This is a genomic window from Massilia endophytica (genome assembly GCF_021165955.1).
Lineage (GTDB): Bacteria > Pseudomonadota > Gammaproteobacteria > Burkholderiales > Burkholderiaceae_D > Rugamonas > Rugamonas endophytica.
The window spans coordinates 3894640-3912588 of sequence record NZ_CP088952.1; the positions used below are offsets into that span (position 1 = coordinate 3894640).

General features: G+C 64.6%; 20 protein-coding genes. 6 read left to right on the forward strand and 14 right to left on the reverse strand.

Annotation, left to right across the window (positions count from 1 at the left end):
• Window position 1 precedes the first annotated feature (1 nt).
• The 5 genes from LSQ66_RS17825 to LSQ66_RS17845 all read right to left on the reverse strand — a co-directional run bounded on the left by LSQ66_RS17825 (window position 2) and on the right by LSQ66_RS17845 (window position 3867).
• Window positions 2-2263 (reverse strand): methyl-accepting chemotaxis protein, encoded by a 2262-nt coding sequence (locus tag LSQ66_RS17825; RefSeq protein ID WP_231766530.1) that lies wholly within the window; start codon window positions 2261-2263, stop codon window positions 2-4.
• A 30-nt stretch (window positions 2264-2293) separates the two neighbouring features.
• Entirely contained in the window at window positions 2294-2851 is a 558-nt protein-coding gene (locus LSQ66_RS17830; RefSeq protein WP_231766531.1) for a chemotaxis protein CheW, read from the reverse strand.
• A gap of 3 nt (window positions 2852-2854) precedes the next feature.
• Window positions 2855-3220, reverse strand: coding sequence for a response regulator (locus tag LSQ66_RS17835; protein ID WP_269449098.1), 366 nt, complete (start codon window positions 3218-3220; stop codon window positions 2855-2857).
• A gap of 9 nt (window positions 3221-3229) precedes the next feature.
• Window positions 3230-3631 carry a response regulator gene (locus LSQ66_RS17840; protein ID WP_231766532.1) on the reverse strand — a complete coding sequence of 134 codons (402 nt, stop codon included), beginning with the start codon at window positions 3629-3631 and terminating at the stop codon, window positions 3230-3232.
• Between the two features lie 83 nt (window positions 3632-3714).
• Window positions 3715-3867, reverse strand: coding sequence for a rubredoxin (locus LSQ66_RS17845; protein ID WP_231770144.1), 153 nt, complete (start codon window positions 3865-3867; stop codon window positions 3715-3717).
• Window positions 3868-3959: 92 nt separating this feature from the next.
• Between LSQ66_RS17845 and thiD the strand changes: the two genes are divergently transcribed.
• The 4 genes from thiD (at window position 3960) to LSQ66_RS17865 (ending at window position 8077) form a co-directional block, all read left to right on the forward strand.
• Complete coding sequence (gene thiD / locus LSQ66_RS17850) at window positions 3960-4787, forward strand: bifunctional hydroxymethylpyrimidine kinase/phosphomethylpyrimidine kinase (RefSeq protein ID WP_231766533.1); 828 nt, start codon at window positions 3960-3962, stop codon at window positions 4785-4787.
• A gap of 9 nt (window positions 4788-4796) precedes the next feature.
• Complete coding sequence (gene hemL, locus LSQ66_RS17855; RefSeq protein WP_231766534.1) at window positions 4797-6083, forward strand: glutamate-1-semialdehyde 2,1-aminomutase; 1287 nt, start codon at window positions 4797-4799, stop codon at window positions 6081-6083.
• Window positions 6084-6265: 182 nt separating this feature from the next.
• Window positions 6266-7534 (forward strand): NRAMP family divalent metal transporter, encoded by a 1269-nt coding sequence (locus LSQ66_RS17860; RefSeq protein ID WP_231766535.1) that lies wholly within the window; start codon window positions 6266-6268, stop codon window positions 7532-7534.
• A gap of 150 nt (window positions 7535-7684) precedes the next feature.
• Window positions 7685-8077, forward strand: coding sequence for a cbb3-type cytochrome c oxidase subunit I (locus LSQ66_RS17865; protein ID WP_231766536.1), 393 nt, complete (start codon window positions 7685-7687; stop codon window positions 8075-8077).
• A 25-nt stretch (window positions 8078-8102) separates the two neighbouring features.
• Here the strand turns inward: LSQ66_RS17865 and corA are convergent, their stop codons facing one another.
• The 9 genes from corA to mpl form a co-directional block, all read right to left on the reverse strand.
• Window positions 8103-9068: a magnesium/cobalt transporter CorA gene (gene corA, locus LSQ66_RS17870; RefSeq protein WP_231766537.1), complete on the reverse strand. Its 966-nt coding sequence runs from the start codon at window positions 9066-9068 to the stop codon at window positions 8103-8105.
• 88 nt (window positions 9069-9156) lie between these two features.
• On the reverse strand, window positions 9157-9540 hold the full coding sequence (locus tag LSQ66_RS17875; RefSeq protein ID WP_231766538.1) for a DUF4124 domain-containing protein: 384 nt from the start codon (window positions 9538-9540) through the stop codon (window positions 9157-9159).
• Window positions 9541-9550: 10 nt separating this feature from the next.
• Window positions 9551-10267 (reverse strand): monofunctional biosynthetic peptidoglycan transglycosylase, encoded by a 717-nt coding sequence (mtgA, locus tag LSQ66_RS17880; RefSeq protein ID WP_231766539.1) that lies wholly within the window; start codon window positions 10265-10267, stop codon window positions 9551-9553.
• Entirely contained in the window at window positions 10264-11082 is an 819-nt protein-coding gene (aroE, locus tag LSQ66_RS17885) for a shikimate dehydrogenase (protein WP_231766540.1), read from the reverse strand. Before aroE ends, mtgA begins: the two co-directional genes overlap by 4 nt.
• Window positions 11082-11963 carry a TonB family protein gene (locus LSQ66_RS17890; protein ID WP_231766541.1) on the reverse strand — a complete coding sequence of 294 codons (882 nt, stop codon included), beginning with the start codon at window positions 11961-11963 and terminating at the stop codon, window positions 11082-11084. The genes aroE and LSQ66_RS17890 overlap by 1 nt, the downstream gene beginning before the upstream one ends.
• 110 nt (window positions 11964-12073) lie before the next feature.
• Window positions 12074-14104, reverse strand: a complete 2031-nt coding sequence (locus LSQ66_RS17895) for an RNB domain-containing ribonuclease (protein WP_231766542.1) — start codon at window positions 14102-14104, stop codon at window positions 12074-12076.
• A gap of 3 nt (window positions 14105-14107) precedes the next feature.
• Window positions 14108-14701, reverse strand: a complete 594-nt coding sequence (locus tag LSQ66_RS17900) for a chorismate--pyruvate lyase family protein (protein WP_231766543.1) — start codon at window positions 14699-14701, stop codon at window positions 14108-14110.
• Window positions 14698-15267, reverse strand: a complete 570-nt coding sequence (locus tag LSQ66_RS17905) for a YqiA/YcfP family alpha/beta fold hydrolase (protein ID WP_231766544.1) — start codon at window positions 15265-15267, stop codon at window positions 14698-14700. The genes LSQ66_RS17900 and LSQ66_RS17905 overlap by 4 nt, the downstream gene beginning before the upstream one ends.
• Window positions 15264-16634, reverse strand: coding sequence for a UDP-N-acetylmuramate:L-alanyl-gamma-D-glutamyl-meso-diaminopimelate ligase (gene mpl, locus LSQ66_RS17910; protein ID WP_269449099.1), 1371 nt, complete (start codon window positions 16632-16634; stop codon window positions 15264-15266). The genes LSQ66_RS17905 and mpl overlap by 4 nt, the downstream gene beginning before the upstream one ends.
• A gap of 78 nt (window positions 16635-16712) precedes the next feature.
• On the opposite strand from mpl, the gene LSQ66_RS17915 reads away from it, so the two are divergent.
• The gene (locus tag LSQ66_RS17915) at window positions 16713-17342 is read left to right on the forward strand and encodes a hypothetical protein (RefSeq protein WP_231766545.1); all 630 of its coding nucleotides are present in this window, start codon (window positions 16713-16715) and stop codon (window positions 17340-17342) included.
• Window positions 17339-17884, forward strand: a complete 546-nt coding sequence (locus tag LSQ66_RS17920) for a TlpA family protein disulfide reductase (RefSeq protein WP_231766546.1) — start codon at window positions 17339-17341, stop codon at window positions 17882-17884. The genes LSQ66_RS17915 and LSQ66_RS17920 overlap by 4 nt, the downstream gene beginning before the upstream one ends.
• The last annotated feature ends 65 nt before the right edge of the window (window positions 17885-17949 follow it).

Sequence of the window (17949 nt, forward strand, 5' to 3'; positions counted from 1 at the left end):
CTCAGTTGGTGATGCGGAAGCGCGATACCGAGTTTTTCAATTCCTGCGCCAGCACCGAGAGCTTGCGCACCGACTGCGCGGTCTGCTGCGTGCCGTCCTGCGCCTGTTCCGTCACCTGCAGGATATGCTGGATGTTCTGGGCCACGCCATTGGCGGACGTGGCCTGCATGCCGGTGGCCAGCGAAATGCCCTGGATCAGTTCAGCGAGGCGGTTCGACACCTGCGAGATATCCTCCAGCGCGGCGCCAGCGGCGTCCGACAGCCTGGCGCCTTCCACCACGCCCTGGGTAGAGCGCTCCATGGCGGCCACCGCGTCATGCGTATCGGTCTGGATGGTGCGCACCAGCGCGCCGATCTGCTTGGCCGCCTCCGCCGAGCGTTCGGCCAGGCGCTGCACCTCTTCGGCCACCACGGAGAAGCCGCGCCCCGCCTCCCCGGCGGATGCGGCCTGGATAGCCGCGTTCAGCGCCAGCACATTGGTCTGCTCCGTGATGTCGGAAATGAGCTCGGTGATCTCGCCGATCTCCTGCGAGGATTCGCCAAGGCGCTTGATACGCTTGGAGGTCTCCTGGATCTGGTCGCGGATCTCGTGCATGCCGCTGATGGCATTCTGCACCGCCGTTGCGCCCTGGCGCGCTGCAGCCACGGACTGGCGCGCCACGTCCGCCGATTCGGAAGCGGAGCGCGAAACGTCGGTAATCTCCTGCGCCATTTTCAGCACGGTGGCGCTGGCGTCCTGGATCTCGCGCGACTGCTGCTGCGATGCCAGCAGCAGGTCGCTGGAGATTCCCTGCGCGTGCGTGGAAGCCGCCGTGACCTGTTCGGCCGTTACGGTGACGCGGCCCACCAGGCCGCGCAGCTCTTCGACCGTGTAGTTCACGGAGTCGGCGATGGCGCCCGTGATGTCCTCGGAAACGGTGGCCTGCACCGTGAGGTCGCCGTCCGCCACTTCCTGCAGCTCGTTCATCAGGCGCAGGATCGCGGCCTGCGCCTTGTCGTGCTCCGCCTTCGCTTCTTCCTCTTTGCTCTGCGCCTGCAGGCGCTGGGCCTCGGCTTCCTTGCGCCGCCGTTCCGCGCCGCGCGCGCGATTGTGCGAGTCCTGCAGCAGCACGCGGCCGATGGCGGCGCCGGTCAGCAGGGTCAGCATGCCGCCCGCCACCATGAGCCAGAAAGTGTAGTCCAGCGAATCCTGCTCGTTGCGGTAGGACTCCAGCAGATCGGCAAGGCCCTGGCGCAGGCTTTCGTTCTGGCTGAAGATCAGCCGCTCCGCGCTGCGCGCGGCGATGAATTTGTCGGTGCGGTCGAGGATCTGCGCCGCCAGGGCCTGATAGTCCTCGAACTGGGTCTTGAGCGCAGTGAGCCGCTGGCGCAGCTCGGGGTCGCGCGCCGGGGCGATCTGCAGGGTATCGCTGCCGTTCAGGAAGGCGTCCACCGTGGTGCGGAACACGGTCACGTCGCGCCCCAGCTGGAAGGCGGTTTCCGAGCTGATGCCGCCCGCGCCGAGGAATTCGCCGGCGCTGCGGCTCATGCGCTGGGTGAGCATGGTGAGGCGGCCCAGGGCTGCCTGCTCGCGCGCGCTGCCTCCGTGCTGGAGCTTGAGGCTTGCAATCTCCTCGGTCAGCGCCAGCAGGTCCGGCGACATGGCATTCAGCTTGCGCAAGGTCTGCTCCATGATGGACAGCTCCGCCCGCAGCGAAAGGATGGTGCCGGCCGCCTTGTCCGAAGCGGTCCAGCGCTGGCGGGCGGCGCGCGCCTTCTCCAGCTGGCCCGCGGAGGGGCTGCCGACGCTGCGCGTGCGATACAGGCCGCCTTCCACCATGAGGCCCAGATCGCGGTTCAGTTCATTGCGGCTTTCCTCCAGCTGGCGGAAAGCGTCGGCATTCCCCTGCACGGCGTTGGGCGCGGCCTTGCCCAGGCGCTGCGAGTGCATGAGCGCGTCGCCTGCAAGCTGGGTGCGCGCCGCCTTCACGGCGCTGTGGTGGCCGTTGAACGCCACCAAGCCCGCGCTGAGGGCGAGGCTCACGGCCAGCGTGGTGATGAGATAGCTAAGCTGGCGCTGCGGCGGCAGATGGCCGATGAGCGGCAGCTTGAATCCGGGCCCGGTGTCCGCAGGCGCGCCCTCCCTGCCTCGGCGGCGCAGCGCGTCGCGCAGGCGCAGGGGCGCGCCGTCGTCCAGCGGCGGAAGCTCGGCGTCGGCGAACTGCGAATCGGGCGCCTCATAAGTATTCCTGCCTGCGCCGCGTGAAAACAAGGTGAATGCCATCGGGTCCATTCCTCGGTTAAAAGGCCGGCGCTACAGACCGACTTGCAGAAAGCGGGGTTCACGCACGAGCTGCGCCAGGTCGAGCCGCTGCCAGAGCTGGCCCTCCGCGTCGCGCCACTGCTGGCGGCGCCAGGGCGGCGCTGCTTCGTCGTCCGGCTGCTCCGCCATGTCCTCGGGCTTGCGCAGGCCCAGCACGCGGCTGGCCAGCAGGGCGCAGTTGAAGCCCAGGGACGGCGCGAAGCTGAGCAGGCGCGCCTCCATGCCCGCCGCCAGCGGCTCCCGGCCCTCGTAGCGCGCAAGGTCGATCACGCCGGTGAGACTGCCGCGGATATTGGCCAGGCCCAGATACCAGTCCTGCGTGAGCGGCACGGGCGTGGCGGCCTGCAGCGGCACGATCTCGCCCACCTGCGTCAGGTCCAGCAGATAGTGCCGTCCCCCGATATCGAGGCCCAGGGCGCGGTCGGGCAGGCGCTCGCCGCTCTTCGCGGCCTGCATGCGTTCCAGCAGCTGCACCTGGTACTGGCGCAGGCGGCTGCGGCGTTCGGCGCCGCCGGGTTTGGTGTCGTTATCGTGCGGCTCGCCGTTCATCGTTCAGCCGAGGGCCGCAATGCGGGACAGCAGCTCGGCCGCGTCCACGGGCTTGACGAGATAGTCGCGCGCGCCCTGGCGCAGGCCCCAGATCTTGTCCGTTTCCTGGTTCTTGCTGGAGCAGATGATGACCGGCACGTCCTGCAGTTCCGGGTCGCGCGCGATGGAACGCGTGACCTGGAAGCCGTTCGCGCCCGGCATCACCACGTCCATCAGGATCAGTTCCGGCTTGCTGGCCTTGATTTTGCTGAGCGCTTCCTCGCCGCTTTCCGCCGTCGTGACCTGGTAGCCGTTGCGCACCAGGATGTCGCTCAGGTAATAGCGCTCGGTGGGCGAGTCATCGACGATGAGGATCTTGTGGATGGGCATACGGCGGTCCTATGCGCCCGCCGCGGCGCCGGTATGCTCGCGCACGGCCGCCAGCAGGCTGTCTTTGGTAAAGGGTTTGGTGAGGTAGGCCGAGGAGCCCACCATGGCGCCGCGCGCGCGGTCGAACAGGCCGTCCTTGGAGGAGAGCATGAGCACGGGCGTGGCATGGAATTTCGCGCTCTTCTTGATCAGGGCGCAGGTCTGGTAGCCGTCCAGGCGCGGCATGAGGATGTCGCAGAACACGAGATCCGGGTGATGGTCGTTGATCTTGGCCAGGGCGTCGAAGCCGTCTTCGGCCAGCAGCACCTGGTAGCCGGCCTGGGTGAGGAAAATCTCGGCGGAGCGGCGGATGGTGCTGCTATCGTCGATCACCATGATCTTCAAACCGGGCGCTTGCGGCGTAGTCGTCATATAAGTCCACCTGTTTTGCCGTACGATAGCACAGGGGGCAGCTCAGCGGCGGCACGCCCGCAGACGTGCGGGACTTGCCAATATTACAGCGCCACCATCTCGAAGTCGTCCTTGCGGGCGCCGCATTCCGGGCAGGTCCAGTTCATCGGCACGTCGGCCCAGCGGGTGCCGGGCGGGATGCCTTCATCGGGCAGGCCGGCCTCTTCGTCGTAGATCCAGCCGCAAATAAGGCACATCCAGCTCTTGAACTCCTGGGTATCGTTGCTGCTCACGTTCTGCCTTCCTCAATCAAGTAAAATGCCGAATCAGGTATCTTAATCTACCCGCCGTGCAAAACCAAACTTCACCACTCATCCTGACATTCGGTCCCGCCGACCCGGTCGGCGCCATCGGCGTGCATGCCGACCTGGCCGTGTTTTCCGCCCTGCGCTGCCAGGGCATGGCCGTGACCACGGCGTTGCTGATCGGCGACAGCGCGCGCGTGGAGGACCAGCAGCACGTGGAGCCGGACTGGGTGTCCGACCAGGCCCGCGTGGTGCTGGAAGACGTGCAGGTGTCCGCCTTCAAGATCGGCGCGGTGGACAATATGGAGCATATCTCCTCGATCGCCGAAGTGGTGTCGGACTACCCCGATGCGCCCCTGATTCTCGATCCCTTCAGCTCCCAGCTGCCGCAGCTGCCGGAGGAGGAAGACCCCGAAGAACTGCTGACGGTGCTGCGCCAGCTGCTGGTGCCGCAGGCCACGCTGGTGATGCTGTCGCAGGTTGAACTGGGCCGCCTGGCGGAAACGTGGCGCGATCCCGCCAATGGAGAAACCGTGGCCGACGACGCGCAGCACCTGATCGACCTTGGCTGCGAATACGTACTGGTGACCGGCACGCAGGCGCACGTGGGCCGCAGCGACAGCTCCCTGCGCGCCAATACCCTCTACGGCGATGGCGGCGTGCTGCGGCACGATCCCTGGCGCCACCTGGCCGGGCCTTTCATCGGCTGCGGCGGCGCGCTGTCGGCCGCCATCGCCGCTTACATGGCGCAAGGCGCGGATGCGCCGCAGGCCGTGGAGCTGGCGGAACAATTCACGCACGGCGCGCTGTCGCATGCGCGCCGCTACGGCATGGGCAAGTTCGTGCCGAATCCCTTCTTTCAAATGCAATAAGCTGAATCCATGACTATCTCGAAGAACGATACGCTGTTTGAACGCGCCCAGAAAACCACGCCCGGCGGGGTCAACTCGCCGGTGCGCGCCTTCCGTTCGGTGGGCGGCACGCCGCGCTTCATCACCCACGCCGACGGCCCCTACTTCTACGATGCGGACGGCAAGCGCTATATCGACTACATCGGTTCCTGGGGCCCGGCCATCGTCGGCCACGCCCATCCCGAAGTGGTGAAGGCAGTGCAGGATGCGGCTGCGCGCGGCCTGTCCTTCGGCGCGCCCACCGAGGGCGAGATCGAAATGGCCGAAGAGATCTGCCGCCTGGTGCCCTCCATCGAACAGGTGCGCCTGGTCTCCTCCGGGACCGAGGCGACCATGAGCGCGCTGCGCCTGGCGCGCGGCGCCACGGGCCGCGACAAGATCGTGAAGTTCGAGGGCTGCTACCACGGCCACGCCGACTCCCTGCTGGTGAAGGCGGGCAGCGGCCTGCTCACCTTCGGCAACCCCACCTCCGCGGGCGTGCCGGAAGATTTCGTGAAGCACACCCTGGTGCTGGACTATAACAATGTGGCCCAGATCGAAGAGGCCTTCGCGTCCTACGGCAAGGAGATCGCCTGCGTGATCGTGGAGCCGGTGGCGGGCAATATGAACCTGATCAAGGCCACGCCCGAGTTCCTGCAGGCCCTGCGCGACCTCTGCACGCGCCATGGGGCCATCCTGATCTTCGACGAAGTGATGTGCGGCTTCCGCGTTGGCCTGGGCGGCGCTCAGGCCCTCTACGGCATCAAGCCGGACCTGACGGCGCTGGGCAAGGTGATCGGCGGCGGCATGCCGGTGGCGGCCTTCGGCGGACGCAAGGACCTGATGGAGAAGATGGCGCCGCTGGGCGCCGTGTACCAGGCGGGCACGCTGTCCGGCAATCCGGTGGCGGTGGCGGCGGGCATGACCACGCTGAAGCTGATCCAGCAGCCGGGCTTCTACGACAAGCTCACCGCCAGCGCGAAGCGCCTGGCCGAAGGCATGACGGCGGCCGCGCGCGAGGCTGGCGTGACCTTCTGCGCGGACTACGAAGGCGGCATGTTCGGCCTGTATTTCAGTGCCGAGCCGCCGCGCAATTACGCGGAAATGATGGCGGGCGACCGCGCGAAGTTCAATGTCTTCTTCCACGCCATGCTGGATGAAGGCGTCTACTTCGCCCCTGCGGCCTTCGAGGCGGGCTTCGTCTCGGCGCAGCACGACGACGCGGTGATCGATGCCACCATCGCCGCGGCACGCAAGGTGTTTGCGTCGCTGAAGTAAACGGACGCAAGGCGGGCGCCGGGCCCGCCCTGCCTTAAGCAATGCTTAATGTAACAACATCGACACTTTCCCGGCCCTCCCCGCTGCTACACTCCGTTCCGCTATGACAACTCCCTCTACCACCTTGCGCTAGCAGGCCGGCCTTCGTTCCGGCTGCGTGCGCCCATGCACGGACCGGAACCATGAAATTCCTCAAGCACCTCTCCCGTCACGACGCCGTCAAGGCGCTCGGCCCCGGCCTCATCACCGGCGCGGCGGACGACGATCCATCCGGCATCGCCACCTATTCCCAGGCCGGAGCCCAGTTCGGTTTCAACATGCTGTGGACGGTGGTGCTGACCTATCCGCTGATGGTGGGCATCCAGCTGGTCTCGGCCCGCATCGGCCTTGTGACCAGGCGCGGCCTGGCGGCCAACATCCGCCGCGCCTACTCGCCCGCCCTGCTCTACGGCATCGTGCTGCTGCTTCTCATAGCCAACATGATCAATATCGCGGCCGATATCGCGGCCATGGGCGAGGCGCTGCGGCTGGTCGCGGGGGTGGGCAGCGCCCACATCTACTCCCTGGCCTGCGGCTTTATCTGCCTGAGCCTGCAGATCTTCCTGCCCTACCGCAGCTATGTGCGCATGCTGAAATGGCTGACGCTGGGGCTGCTTGCCTATGTGGCAACCGTATTTGCAGTCCAGCTGTCCTGGTCCGACGTCATCCGCTCCACGGTGCTGCCCGAGGTGGCCTGGAACGGCGAGTCCCTGGGCATGGTGGTCGCCGTGCTGGGCACGACCATTTCACCCTATCTCTTCTTCTGGCAGGCCTCGCAGGAGGTGGAGGAGCTGCGCGACAGCGCAACGCCCGGCCTGCTGCGCGACCCGGCCAAGGCGGGAAGCCACCTGCGCCGGATCAAGCTCGATACCCTCATCGGCATGGGCTTCTCCAATCTCGTGGCCTTCTTCATTATCGTGACCGCCGCCGCGACATTGGGCGCGCACGGCATCCGCGATATTCAGAGCTCCTCGCAGGCGGCGGAAGCCTTGCGGCCGATTGCGGGAGAATTCGCCTTCTGGATTTTTGCGCTCGGCATTATTGGCACCGGTATGCTTGCCATTCCCGTTCTCGCCGGTTCCGCAGCTTATGCGGTGACGGAAAGCTTTAAATGGAAGAGCGGCCTGAATTTGAAAATCCTGGAGGCGCGCGAGTTCTACGCCATTATTTCGCTGGCGACGATTGGCGGAATGGCGCTGGATTTTGCACCGGTCGATCCCGTTAAAGCGCTCGTGTGGTCGGCGCAGATCAATGGGGTAATTGCCGTGCCCATCATGGCCGTGATGGTATTGATGGCGCAGAGCCCGCGTGTCATGGGCCGGTTCACGCTGACCCGGCGGCACCGCATGCTCGGCTGGCTGGGCGTTGCGGTCATGGCGGCTGCCGTATTCGGCATGTTTGTGACGTCCTGACAAGGAAAACGCGCCAGCTTCTGGCGCGATCGCATCAGATCCTGGCATGCCTACCTTAAAAATTTCGTAAGAGGACAATTGCACGACAATTCGATGAAGTTCGATCCCTAGAATCGGCGGCTCTTACAACAACGTAATCCGGGAGAGATCATGCAAACCAAATCCGCACAAGGGATCAATTGGATCAAGCTGTCCGTACTGTACTTAATCGTCGGGGTGGTAATGGGAATGATGATGGGCGCGACGCGCGACTTTACCCTGCGTCCAGTGCATGCCCACGTCAACCTGCTGGGCTGGACAACGCTGGCCCTGGCCGGCCTAATTTACACCGTATTTCCAAAGGCAGGCCTCAGCAAACTGGCCAAGGCCCACTTCTGGCTGATGAATATCGGGCTGCCGGTGATGATGGCGGCGCTGGCGACGATTTTCCTGACGGGGAATATGCAGATTGTTCCGGTACTGGTCGCATCGGAATTCACCGTGGCCGCTTCGGTCCTCGCCTTTGCCGCGAATATTTTCCTCAACCTGAAACGCGAGGAATAAAAAAAGCGGCTTGCGCCGCTTTTTCTTATTTGAGCCAGCCCCGGTGCCGGAAATAGAGGAAGGGGGCGATGGCGCTCGCCACCATCAGGCCCCAGGCCCAGCCGTAGCCGAAGCTCCACTTCAGCTCCGGCATGAAGTCGAAGTTCATGCCGTAGACGCTGGCGATCAGGGTTGGCGGCAGGAAGGCCACGGACGCCACCGAGAAGATCTTGATGATCTTGTTCTGGTTAATGTTGATGAAGCCGACGGTGGCATCCATCAGGAAGTTGATCTTATCGAAAAGGAAAGACGTGTGGCCGTCCAGCGATTCGATGTCGCGCAGAATCTGGCGCGCCTCCTCGAACTGCTCGGAATTGAGCAGGCGGCCCCGCATCAGGAAGCTGACCGCGCGGCGCGTGTCCATCATATTGCGGCGGATGCGGCCGTTCAAGTCTTCCTCGTGGGCGATGGCGCTCAGGGCGTCCGCCGCGTCCTTGTCGGTGAACTGTTCCTGCAGCACCCGGCCTGAAACCTCTTCCAGCTTCTGGTAGATGCCTTCCAGCGCATCTGCCGAATATTCGGCGTCCGTCGCGTACAGGTCGAGCAGCACGTCCATGTAGTCGGCGATGGAGCCGGGGCGCGAGCGGGCGCGCATGCGCACCAGGCGGAACACCGGCAAATCGTCCGTATGAACGGAGAAGAGCATCTTTTTGGCGAGGATGAACGCAACTGTCACCACGCGGGAGGGGCCGTCGTCTTCTTCCAGCAGGAAGTCGGTGCGCAGGTGGAGGTCGCCGTTTTCGGCTTCGTAGTAGCGGGCCGAAGCCTCGATATCCTTGACTTCGTCTTCGCCCGGCAGGATCACGCCATAGATGGCCTTGACCCAGGCGCGTTCATCATCGGTCGGGTCCGTCAGGTCGACCCACACCGGCGCCACTTGTTCCAGATCTTCGCGCGTCTCAATAGGCACCTGGTTGAGCCGGCCGTTTTGTAATACGAAGACATTAATCATAGGCACTCTCAGCCGACGGTGGGAACGAAACAGCGCAAGTGTACCCGCAAAGCGCGGGGCCAGACCACCCCGCCGCGCCACTTTTTGTCTAGCGCGCCGCCTTTTCGATCATTTTTTCGCGCATGGCCGCCGCGGCATCCTCCGAGGGATGGGTATCGGGCACCTTGGGCGACTCGATGCCGCGCGACTCGTGGATATCGATCTTGCGTCCGCGCTGGCCGCATTCCACGTTCGAGACCACGGTTCTACCGTCGATCACGCACTTGCGCAGGGGCTCGGCGGCAGGCGCGGCCGCTTCCGGCGCCACCGCGGTGGCCACGGCGGCCGACTTGCCCAGCACCTTGTCCAGGCCTACGGCAAAGTAGTTCTTCTCGTGGCGCATGGACATCATGGCCACCATGGCCAGGAAAGCCAGGCCGCCCATGAGCACAGCAACCATGACGAGGCTAATTCCGGATTGTCGGCGCAGCATAGTGTTCTCCTTAACGGGGCAGGTCGGCTGAATTCATGCGCTTGAGGATGGTGGCGGTGCGCCGGTTCAGGTAATTCGTGTCGCGGTGGGCGTCGTAATAGCGGGGATTGGGCAGCATGACGGCCAGCTTGGCGGCCTGGGGTGCATTCAGGCGCGCCGCCGGAATGCCGTAATAGTGCTTTGCCGCCGCCTCCGCGCCGAAGATGCCTTTGCCGAACTCCACCACGTTCAGGTAGATCTCGAAAATGCGCTGCTTATCCATGAGCGATTCGAGCATATAGGTGATGATCAGCTCCTGGCCTTTGCGCAGATAGCTGCGCGATCCCGACAGAAAGAGGTTCTTTGCCAGCTGTTGCGTGATGGTCGAGCCGCCGTGGGTCACCTTTTTGCTTTTCTGGTTGCGCTCGTACGCCTTCTCCAGCGCGTCCCAGTCCACCCCTTCGTGGTCGCTGAAATTGGCGTCCTCCGAGGCGATAATGGCGCGCTTCAGGTTGTTGGAGATCTGCTTGTAGGGCACCCACTGCTGCTGGATATTGGCCTTGGGATTCTTCTCGCGCAGGGCCGACTGCTGCTCGCGCATGAAGGCCGTCATGGAAGGGTTATGGTCTACCCACCACCAGATCTGAACGAAAAAATAGGCCTGAACGGCCGCAAACAGGACAATGGGAATGATGAACAGCCACTTCACCCAGCTCCAGCGGCCGGGCGACTTGCGCGCTTTTGTCATAGTTTTGAACGCATTTGCACCAATAACGCCGACGTTTCTGGCCGCACGCCGCGCCAGCCCTGGAAGGCCTCGGCGGCCTGTTCGACCAGCATGCCGAGCCCATCGCGGACGGTGGCGCCGTGTTCAGCCGCAAACTGCATGAAGACGGTCGGTTCCTTTCCGTACATCATATCCAATGCGAGCGTTCCTTGGTGAAATACTGTGGCCGGAATGGGCGGGAGGGCCGCATTCAGGCTGGCCGATGTGGCATTAATGACGATATCGAAGCTGCCCTGCAGCGCCTCGAAGGCGCTGGCCGAGAGCACGCCCGTGCCCGCCAATGCGGAGAACTGCTGTACGAGGGCCTCGGCATTGGCCACGGTGCGGTTGGCGATCACCATGGCGGACGGCCGGTGCTCCAGGATAGGCAGCACCGCGCCCCGCGCCGCGCCCCCAGCACCCAGCAGCAGCACGCGCTTGCCCGCCAGCGGTACGCCGGCATTGCGGGTGATGTCGGCCACGAGACCGGCGCCATCGGTGTTGTCGCCGACGATGCCGTCCGCTCCGAAGAGCAGGGTGTTGACGGCGCCGGCGGCCTGGGCGCGCACGGTGAGCGCATCGGCCAGGGCGTGGGCCTCCAGCTTGAAAGGCAGGGTCACGTTGGCGCCCTTGCCGCCTTCGGCGATGAAGTCCTGCACAGCCTGGGCGAAGCCGTCCAGCGGCGCCAGGCGTTTCTCGTAGCTCAGCTGCTGCCCCGTTTGCGCGGCAAAGGCGGCGTGGATCTCGGGCGACTTGCTGTGGGCGATGGGGTTGCCGAAAACGCAGTAGCGGTCCATCAGTTCGAGCCTCCGAGATTCGTTTCCAGTTTTTCCTCGCGCGTGAACTTGAAGCGGGTGATGATGACCCAGAGGTCGTCGCGGTCGCTGGACAGCATATTGGGCGGGAACTTGCCGAAAGGCGCCGCGCGGCGCACGATGGCCAGGGCCGCCTCGTCCAGGGCCGGATTGCCCGAGCTCGACTGGATGCGCGCCCCGCCCTCCTTCATGTAGATACTGCCGTCCTGGAAGATGGGAATCATCACCACCAGTTCGCCATACAGCTTGCGGCCGTTTTTCTGCGGGAAGTTCAGCGTGCCGATCTCTTCGATGCGGCGCTGCAGCTGCTTGTAATACATGGCATAGCCCACCTCGCGCGTGCTGGGCGTGATGTAGGTGCGCTTGGGCCGCTTGTTCTGGTCCTCGATGGTCTGGGTGATCTCGGCCGTCATGCGGGCGATGGCCTTGCTGCTCTCTATCAGGTCGGCGCCCGTGGGCGTGGGATCGGGCTTCGACTTCTCCGTGACCGGGGAAGCGCGATAGGGGGTAGTCTTCGCCACCTGGGTCAGCAGGTTTTTCTGCAGCTGCTCCAGTTCCTGGATGCGGCGCTTGGCGGCCTTGACGGAATCGCCGGTCTCCATCTTGCGCATGTCCGGCAGGGGCGACTTGGCTCGGCCCGCATCGGCGTTGCCGCCGCCGTCCAGATTCGCCTGCGCCAGCGCCTCGGCCTTCAGCGGCTTCTGCGCGTGCTTGGCATTGACGAGGATGACTTCCAGGCTGGGATCGGTGGGCTCGATCTTGAACTCTTTCGGCGCCACGAAATGCACAGTCAGCAGTGCCGCATGGGCCGCCACGGAAACAGCCGTAGCGATAAACAGGAAGCGGTTTTCTTGAACAGACATTGCTCCATTCTACCGCGAAAAAAGTTGCTTAATTGGGGACAGACCCCTTTAAGAAATTAAAAAATTTCTTAAAGGGGTCTGTCCCCAATTAAGCAACTCGTAGGGTTTGGCTACGATTGGCCGGGTTCGGTGACGACGGCTTCGCTCGCGAGCTCGGCGACTTCGGCGGCGGCGTCGGTGGGCGCGGCCGGGTCGGCCGGGGCTTCTTCGTCGTCGAAGTCGAGGTCGGTTTCAGGGGCCTGGTCTTCCACTTCCAGCAGGCGGGCTTCGATCGAGAGGTCGACTTCGTCCCAGCGGATGACGTCGAGCTTGACGTGCGCGCCGCGTGCCACCGGCGGCATGCCCGCCAGGCGGATGATCAGGGGAATCTCCGTCAGACGCAGCACTTCGTCCTTCAGCACCACGGCCTCCACCTGCCTGGCCTCTTCCTGGCCCAGCCAGCGCAGGCACCAGTAGCGCTCCATGTTGGACTGGAAATCGGCATAGGCGGCGTAGGCGGCGTCAAAGGCGGAGACAATCGCGAAGAGGTTGGCGTCCTTCTGCTTGAAGGGGGCCACCAGCGGCGCCGTCACGCCGTTCTGGGCGCAGGCGAGGATCTGCCATTGGTTGACGAGGTCGGTGTAGCGGCGCAGCGGCGAGGTGCTCCAGGCGTACTGGTCGACACCGAGGCCCTGGTGGGGCGCGGCGTGCGTGACCATGCGCACCTGCATCTTGGCGTTCCAGCCGCCCACGCCCTGCCCCTGGCTGCGGTAGATGCCGGGCACGCCATGGTCGTGCATGAGCTTGCCCCAGGTGCTGTTGGCGAAGATCATGAGCTCGGCCACGATCTTGTCCAGCGGCGCGCCGCGCTTGCGGCGGGTAATCGTCACCACGTCGTCTTCAACGTAGAAGTTGAAGTCCACGCGGTTGTTCTGCTCGGGCTTGAGGCCGAAGGCCTCGCGCTTGACCATGCGGCCCGCTTCCAGGTGCTGGGCCCAGCCCCACAGCAGCGTCAGCTCGGCCTTGCGCGGGTACTCGCCTTCGCCGCTGGCCAGAGTAGCCTCGTTGACCACGTCGTCCAGCTCGTTGTGCCGCAGGTTGTTGGCAATGGGCACCAGCTCGGCGCGCGTTTCCGTCGAGAGCACTTCCCAGCTGGACGGGTCCAGCGTCGCGTAGAGCGAGAGCGCGGGGCAGGTCTTGCCTTCGGCCAGCGTGAAGGCGTCCACGATGGCGTCCGGCAGCATGGTGATCTTGTCGCCCGGCATATAGACGGTGGACATGCGGCTGCGCGCCAGCTTGTCGATCGCGTCGTCCGGCTTGATGCCGAGGCCGGGCGCGGCGATGTGAATACCCACCCGCACCTTGCCATCCTCCAGGTGCACTACGGAGAAGGCGTCGTCGATTTCGGTGGTGGTCACGTCGTCGATGGAGAAGGCTTCCACGGCCGCCAGCGGCAGGCCGTCCGGCACGCCGGGCACCGGCACATCCGGGAACCCGTGGCCGCGCGGGAAGTTCTCGAAGAGGAATTTGGCCATGTGCAGGTCCTTGGCCGAGCCGATGCCGCCCACCGCCAGCATCAGGCGGGCAGGCGAGCTGTGCAGCTCGTCGCAGGCCGCTTCCAGGGCCTTCCATTCGATGGTGTTCTTGTCCGGCTTGAAGAGCAGCTGCTGGACGATGTTCTGCATGGCCGCCGGGAGCCGGTTTTCCTTGAGCTCGTCCACATACTGCTGCTGGACGATGGCCTGCTGCTTCTTCTTCTCGATGCCCGCCAGCGCCGCCTTCAGCGACTGTTCCGGCGCCGCCTTGTAGCGGCCGCGGCCCTTCTTGTAGAAGTAGATGGGCGAGGAATGCAGGCTCAGGATCAGGCCCGCCGCCTCGTGCGGCAGCGGCGCGTGGCCGAAGTATTCCGCGCCCAGTTCGGCGAAGCCGAATTCCTCTTCGCCCGCCACTTCCCACAGGAAGTCCAGGTCGATCTCGGCCGCAATGGCCTTGGCCTGCTCCATCAGCGTGGCGGGGTCGGGCTTTTCGTACTGCAGCAGCACGTCTTTGGCTTTGACCTTGGTGCGCTTGCCGCTGGCCATCTCCACCTGATAGGCCTCGCCAGCCTGCGACAGCACGGTTCCGACCTTGAAATCGCCGGATTCTTCAAAAAAGACGTTCATTATTTATCTCGTGTTCGTAATCTTGTGGGGACGCAGCGCCAGCACCGGCGGCAGGAAAACCTCCGTCACCAGCAGCGCGCCCTCGCGGCGCCGGTACAGGCAGCGCCGCGCATACAGCAGTTGTTCATCGGGCCGCGCAAAGCCGTTGCTCTCCAGCGCAGCCCGGGCGCGCTGGATGAGCGGATGGCTCGCGCGCAGCCGCGCATATTCAAGTTCGCCCCGGCGCACCATGGGGTCGCCGAACAGGGTGCTGCCCAGCGAGCGCTCGCCCAACGCGCTGAACAGGGGCCAGTCCGAGGCGTCCGCCGACATGGGCACGACCGTGTGCGCAAACACCACGGGCGTATTATCACACCGCAGCAGCACTTCCCGCTCCCACACCCGGCCGGGCCGGTGCAGGCCGATGGCCGCAGCTTCGTCGCGCAGGCAGATGGCCGTCTTCTGGTGCAGGCGCTGCACGCGGAACGCGCCGCTGTGCGCCTTGAGCTTGGCCGTGAGCGATCCGCCACTCGTCAGCCAGTGCCGCAGCGGCTGCGGCGCATTGACGGCCAGCACATGGCCATGCCAGTTCGCCTGGCGCAGGGACTGCTCTCTCATGCCACCCCGCAGAAGGCCAGCACTTCGTCCACATAGCTGGCGTACTCGCTGATGGCGTGGTCGCTGCCCCGAATCACGCGCTGGCGCGCGCCCGCGTAGTGCTTCACCATGTCGCGGTAGTCCAGCACTTCGTCGCCCGTGGCGGCAATCAGGAAGTAGCGTTCGGGCTTGCTGATCTGCGCCACTTCGAAGGCGCGCAGCTCGCCGATGTATTCCTGCTTGAATTCGAAGGGTTTGCCCGAGTGGTATTCGGTGGTCACGCCCACGTGCTTGCTCAGGTCGAGCATGGGCACGATGGCGGGGTTCAGCAGCACGGCCTTGCAGCCGAGGCGCTCGGCCATCCACGTGGCGTAGTAGCCGCCGAGCGACGAGCCCACGATGCTCAGCTCCTCCGGCGGAACTCCGGCCACCATGGCCATGGCCTCCTCCATCGCCTGGCGCGGCGAGGCGGGCAGCTGGGGGGCGAGGAATTCGGCCGACCGTCCCAACTGCGCCATGCGCTCGCCGGTCAGGCGCGATTTCATGGAGAGCGGAGAGGAACGGAAGCCGTGCAGGTACAGGATCATCGCTTCAGGGCCTCGAGCAGCTTGCCATGCACGCCGCCAAAGCCGCCGTTGCTCATGATGACCACGTGGTCGCCCGGACGGGCCGCCGCCTTGATCGCTTCCACCATCACATCGATATCTTCGTAGGCCGTGGCCAGTTCCCCCATCGGCGCCAGGGCGCGGCCCAGGCTCCAGCCCAGGGCCTTTTCGCTGCCGTAGCCGAAGACCAGGTCGGCGTCCTTCAGGCTTCCGGGCAGAGCGTCCTTCATGGCGCCCAGCTTCATGGTGTTGGAGCGCGGCTCCAGCACGGCCAGGATGCGGCCCATCTGGCCCAGCTTCTGGCGCAGGCCGCCCACCGTGGTGGCGATGGCCGTGGGGTGGTGGGCGAAGTCGTCGTAAACAGTAATGTCGTTGACCACGCCCCGCACTTCCATGCGGCGCTTCACGCTTTCGAAGCTCTCCAGCGATTTCGCTGCCTGCGCGATGGGCACGCCCACATTGCGCGCGGCGCCGATGGCGGCCAGGGCGTTGTAGCGATTGTGCTTGCCCGTGAGCTTCCAGTGGACGGTGGCTTCGTGCTTGCCGTTGAAGATGACGTCGAAGGAGCCGTCCGGGTGTTCCAGCATGGTCCAGTGGGCGTCGGGACTGCTGCCGAACATCTCTTTCTCGCTCCAGCAGCCGCGTTTCAGCACGCGCTGCAGCGATTCCTCGTCGCCGTTCACGATCACCCGGCCGATGCCAGGCACCGTGCGCACGAGGTGGTGGAACTGGGTTTCGATGGCGCCGATATCGGGGAAGATGTCGGCATGGTCGTATTCCAGGTTGTTCAGGATGGCCGTCTTGGCGTGGTAGTGAACGAACTTGGAGCGCTTGTCGAAGAAGGCGGTGTCGTATTCGTCCGCCTCGATCACGAAGAATTCGGAGTCGGCGCCCTTGCCCGACAGCCGGGCAGAGATGCCGAAGTTCATGGGCACGCCGCCGATGAGGAAGCCCGGCGCATAGCCGTTGTCCTCCAAAATCCAGGCCAGCATGGCCGAGGTGGTGGTCTTGCCGTGCGTGCCGGCCACGGCCAGCACCCATTTGTCGCGCAGGATATGCTCGCCGATCCATTGCGGGCCGGAGATGAAGGGCAGGTTGCGGTTCATGATCTCTTCGATCAGCGGATTGCCGCGCGAGATCACATTCCCGATCACGTAGAGGTCCGGATTCAGCGCCGTCTGCTCCGGGCCGAAGCCCTGGATCAGGTCTATCCCCTGGGCTTCGAGCTGGGTGCTCATCGGCGGGTAGACGTTGGCGTCGCAGCCCGTCACGCGGTGCCCGGCTTCCTTCGCCAGCACGGCCAGGCCGCCCATGAAGGTGCCGCAAATGCCGAGGATGTGAATGTGCATGATCAGTATCGCAAATGGTCAAGAACGGGATTTTACCTGAGGCGCTGGAAAATCCCGGTTCAGAGTATGATCACGTCCATGATGCAGAACCCCTTCGACGAAGTACAGCAGCTGCGCGCCGAGATCGCGGCCGCTGCGGCCCGCATGGTGGCCCAGGACGGCGCCGACTATGGCACGGCCAAGCGCAAGGCGGCGCGCCAGATCCTCGGCGAGTCCCAGGCCAACGCCAAGCGCGACCTGCTGCCGGACGACGCCCAGGTGGAGGAGGAAGTGCGCCTCTACCACGCCCTCTTCAATGCCGACACCCAGCCCGCCCTCCTCTTCCGCCTGCGCACCGTGGCCCTGCAGGTGATGGAGATGCTGGAGCAGTACCAGCCCTACCTCACCGGTTCTGTGCTCAACGGCAGCGCGGGCGAGCATGACGATATCCGGCTCCAGGTCTTCGCCGACAGCGCCAAGGACGTCGAAATCTTCCTGTTGAACCGGAACCTCAATATAGAGATCTCGGAATCGGACCATTTCAAGGGACCGCGCTATGATCCCGTCGAAACCGTGAGCTTTATCTGGCAGAAGGAAGGCGTTCATGTGGAATTGTACGAACAGGACGATCTGCGCGGCGCGAAGAAGCAGCGCCAGGGCGACCGTCCCCTGCGCGCCAGCTTGGCCGAGGTCCGCGCCCTATTAACCACCAGCTCCCACGAACAATGAAGAAGAACAAGCTCGCCCTCTACGGCCTCGTCGCCGTGATCTTCGGCGCCATCGGCGCCTGGTACGGCACCCGCCACAAGGCCGAAGCCCCCCCGCCCATCACCGCCACCGTGGCGCCCGGCGTCACCGGCCCCGCCAAGACCCTGTTCAGCCAGCGCATGCTGAACGACAAGGGCGTGGAGCAGGCCCTGGCCCAGCACCAGGGCAAACCGCTGCTGGTGAATTTCTGGGCGCCCTGGTGCGCGCCCTGCGTGGAGGAGATGCCGGAACTGTCTCAGCTCGCGGGCGAGAACAAGAAGCTGCAAGTCATCGGCATCGGTATCGATTCCCAGGCCAACATCGCCGAATTCGGCCAGCGCTTCAAGATTGCCTACCCTCTTTATGTAGGCGGCATCGGCGGCTCGGAACTGTCCCGCACCTTCGGCAATACCCAGGGCGGCCTGCCCTTCACGGTGCTGATCGGCGCTGACGGACAGGTGAAGAAGACCTATCTCGGCCGCCTGAAATTCGATCAATTGCGTTCTGACCTAGCAAGCATGTAGCATTTTTGGCAAGTTCTTTTTTCTTGCCAATGCTTGGGCTTAGCGGCAAAATGCGGAACTTTCGC

Excerpts from the sequence above, each read along its gene's own strand:
- mtgA (WP_231766539.1), bottom strand. The coding sequence starts at position 10,267 with ATGACAAAAGCGCGCAAGTCGCCCGGCCGCTGGAGCTGGGTGAAGTGG.
- LSQ66_RS17900 (WP_231766543.1), bottom strand. The coding sequence starts at position 14,701 with ATGAGAGAGCAGTCCCTGCGCCAGGCGAACTGGCATGGCCATGTGCTG.
- LSQ66_RS17920 (WP_231766546.1), top strand. The coding sequence starts at position 17,339 with ATGAAGAAGAACAAGCTCGCCCTCTACGGCCTCGTCGCCGTGATCTTC.
- LSQ66_RS17825 (WP_231766530.1), bottom strand. The coding sequence starts at position 2,263 with ATGGCATTCACCTTGTTTTCACGCGGCGCAGGCAGGAATACTTATGAG.
- LSQ66_RS17890 (WP_231766541.1), bottom strand. The coding sequence starts at position 11,963 with ATGTCTGTTCAAGAAAACCGCTTCCTGTTTATCGCTACGGCTGTTTCC.
- LSQ66_RS17915 (WP_231766545.1), top strand. The coding sequence starts at position 16,713 with ATGATGCAGAACCCCTTCGACGAAGTACAGCAGCTGCGCGCCGAGATC.
- LSQ66_RS17860 (WP_231766535.1), top strand. The coding sequence starts at position 6,266 with ATGAAATTCCTCAAGCACCTCTCCCGTCACGACGCCGTCAAGGCGCTC.
- hemL (WP_231766534.1), top strand. The coding sequence starts at position 4,797 with ATGACTATCTCGAAGAACGATACGCTGTTTGAACGCGCCCAGAAAACC.
- LSQ66_RS17835 (WP_269449098.1), bottom strand. The coding sequence starts at position 3,220 with ATGCCCATCCACAAGATCCTCATCGTCGATGACTCGCCCACCGAGCGC.
- mpl (WP_269449099.1), bottom strand. The coding sequence starts at position 16,634 with ATGCACATTCACATCCTCGGCATTTGCGGCACCTTCATGGGCGGCCTG.
- LSQ66_RS17875 (WP_231766538.1), bottom strand. The coding sequence starts at position 9,540 with ATGCTGCGCCGACAATCCGGAATTAGCCTCGTCATGGTTGCTGTGCTC.
- LSQ66_RS17845 (WP_231770144.1), bottom strand. The coding sequence starts at position 3,867 with ATGTGCCTTATTTGCGGCTGGATCTACGACGAAGAGGCCGGCCTGCCC.
- corA (WP_231766537.1), bottom strand. The coding sequence starts at position 9,068 with ATGATTAATGTCTTCGTATTACAAAACGGCCGGCTCAACCAGGTGCCT.
- aroE (WP_231766540.1), bottom strand. The coding sequence starts at position 11,082 with ATGGACCGCTACTGCGTTTTCGGCAACCCCATCGCCCACAGCAAGTCG.
- LSQ66_RS17905 (WP_231766544.1), bottom strand. The coding sequence starts at position 15,267 with ATGATCCTGTACCTGCACGGCTTCCGTTCCTCTCCGCTCTCCATGAAA.
- LSQ66_RS17865 (WP_231766536.1), top strand. The coding sequence starts at position 7,685 with ATGCAAACCAAATCCGCACAAGGGATCAATTGGATCAAGCTGTCCGTA.
- LSQ66_RS17895 (WP_231766542.1), bottom strand. The coding sequence starts at position 14,104 with ATGAACGTCTTTTTTGAAGAATCCGGCGATTTCAAGGTCGGAACCGTG.
- LSQ66_RS17830 (WP_231766531.1), bottom strand. The coding sequence starts at position 2,851 with ATGAACGGCGAGCCGCACGATAACGACACCAAACCCGGCGGCGCCGAA.
- LSQ66_RS17840 (WP_231766532.1), bottom strand. The coding sequence starts at position 3,631 with ATGACGACTACGCCGCAAGCGCCCGGTTTGAAGATCATGGTGATCGAC.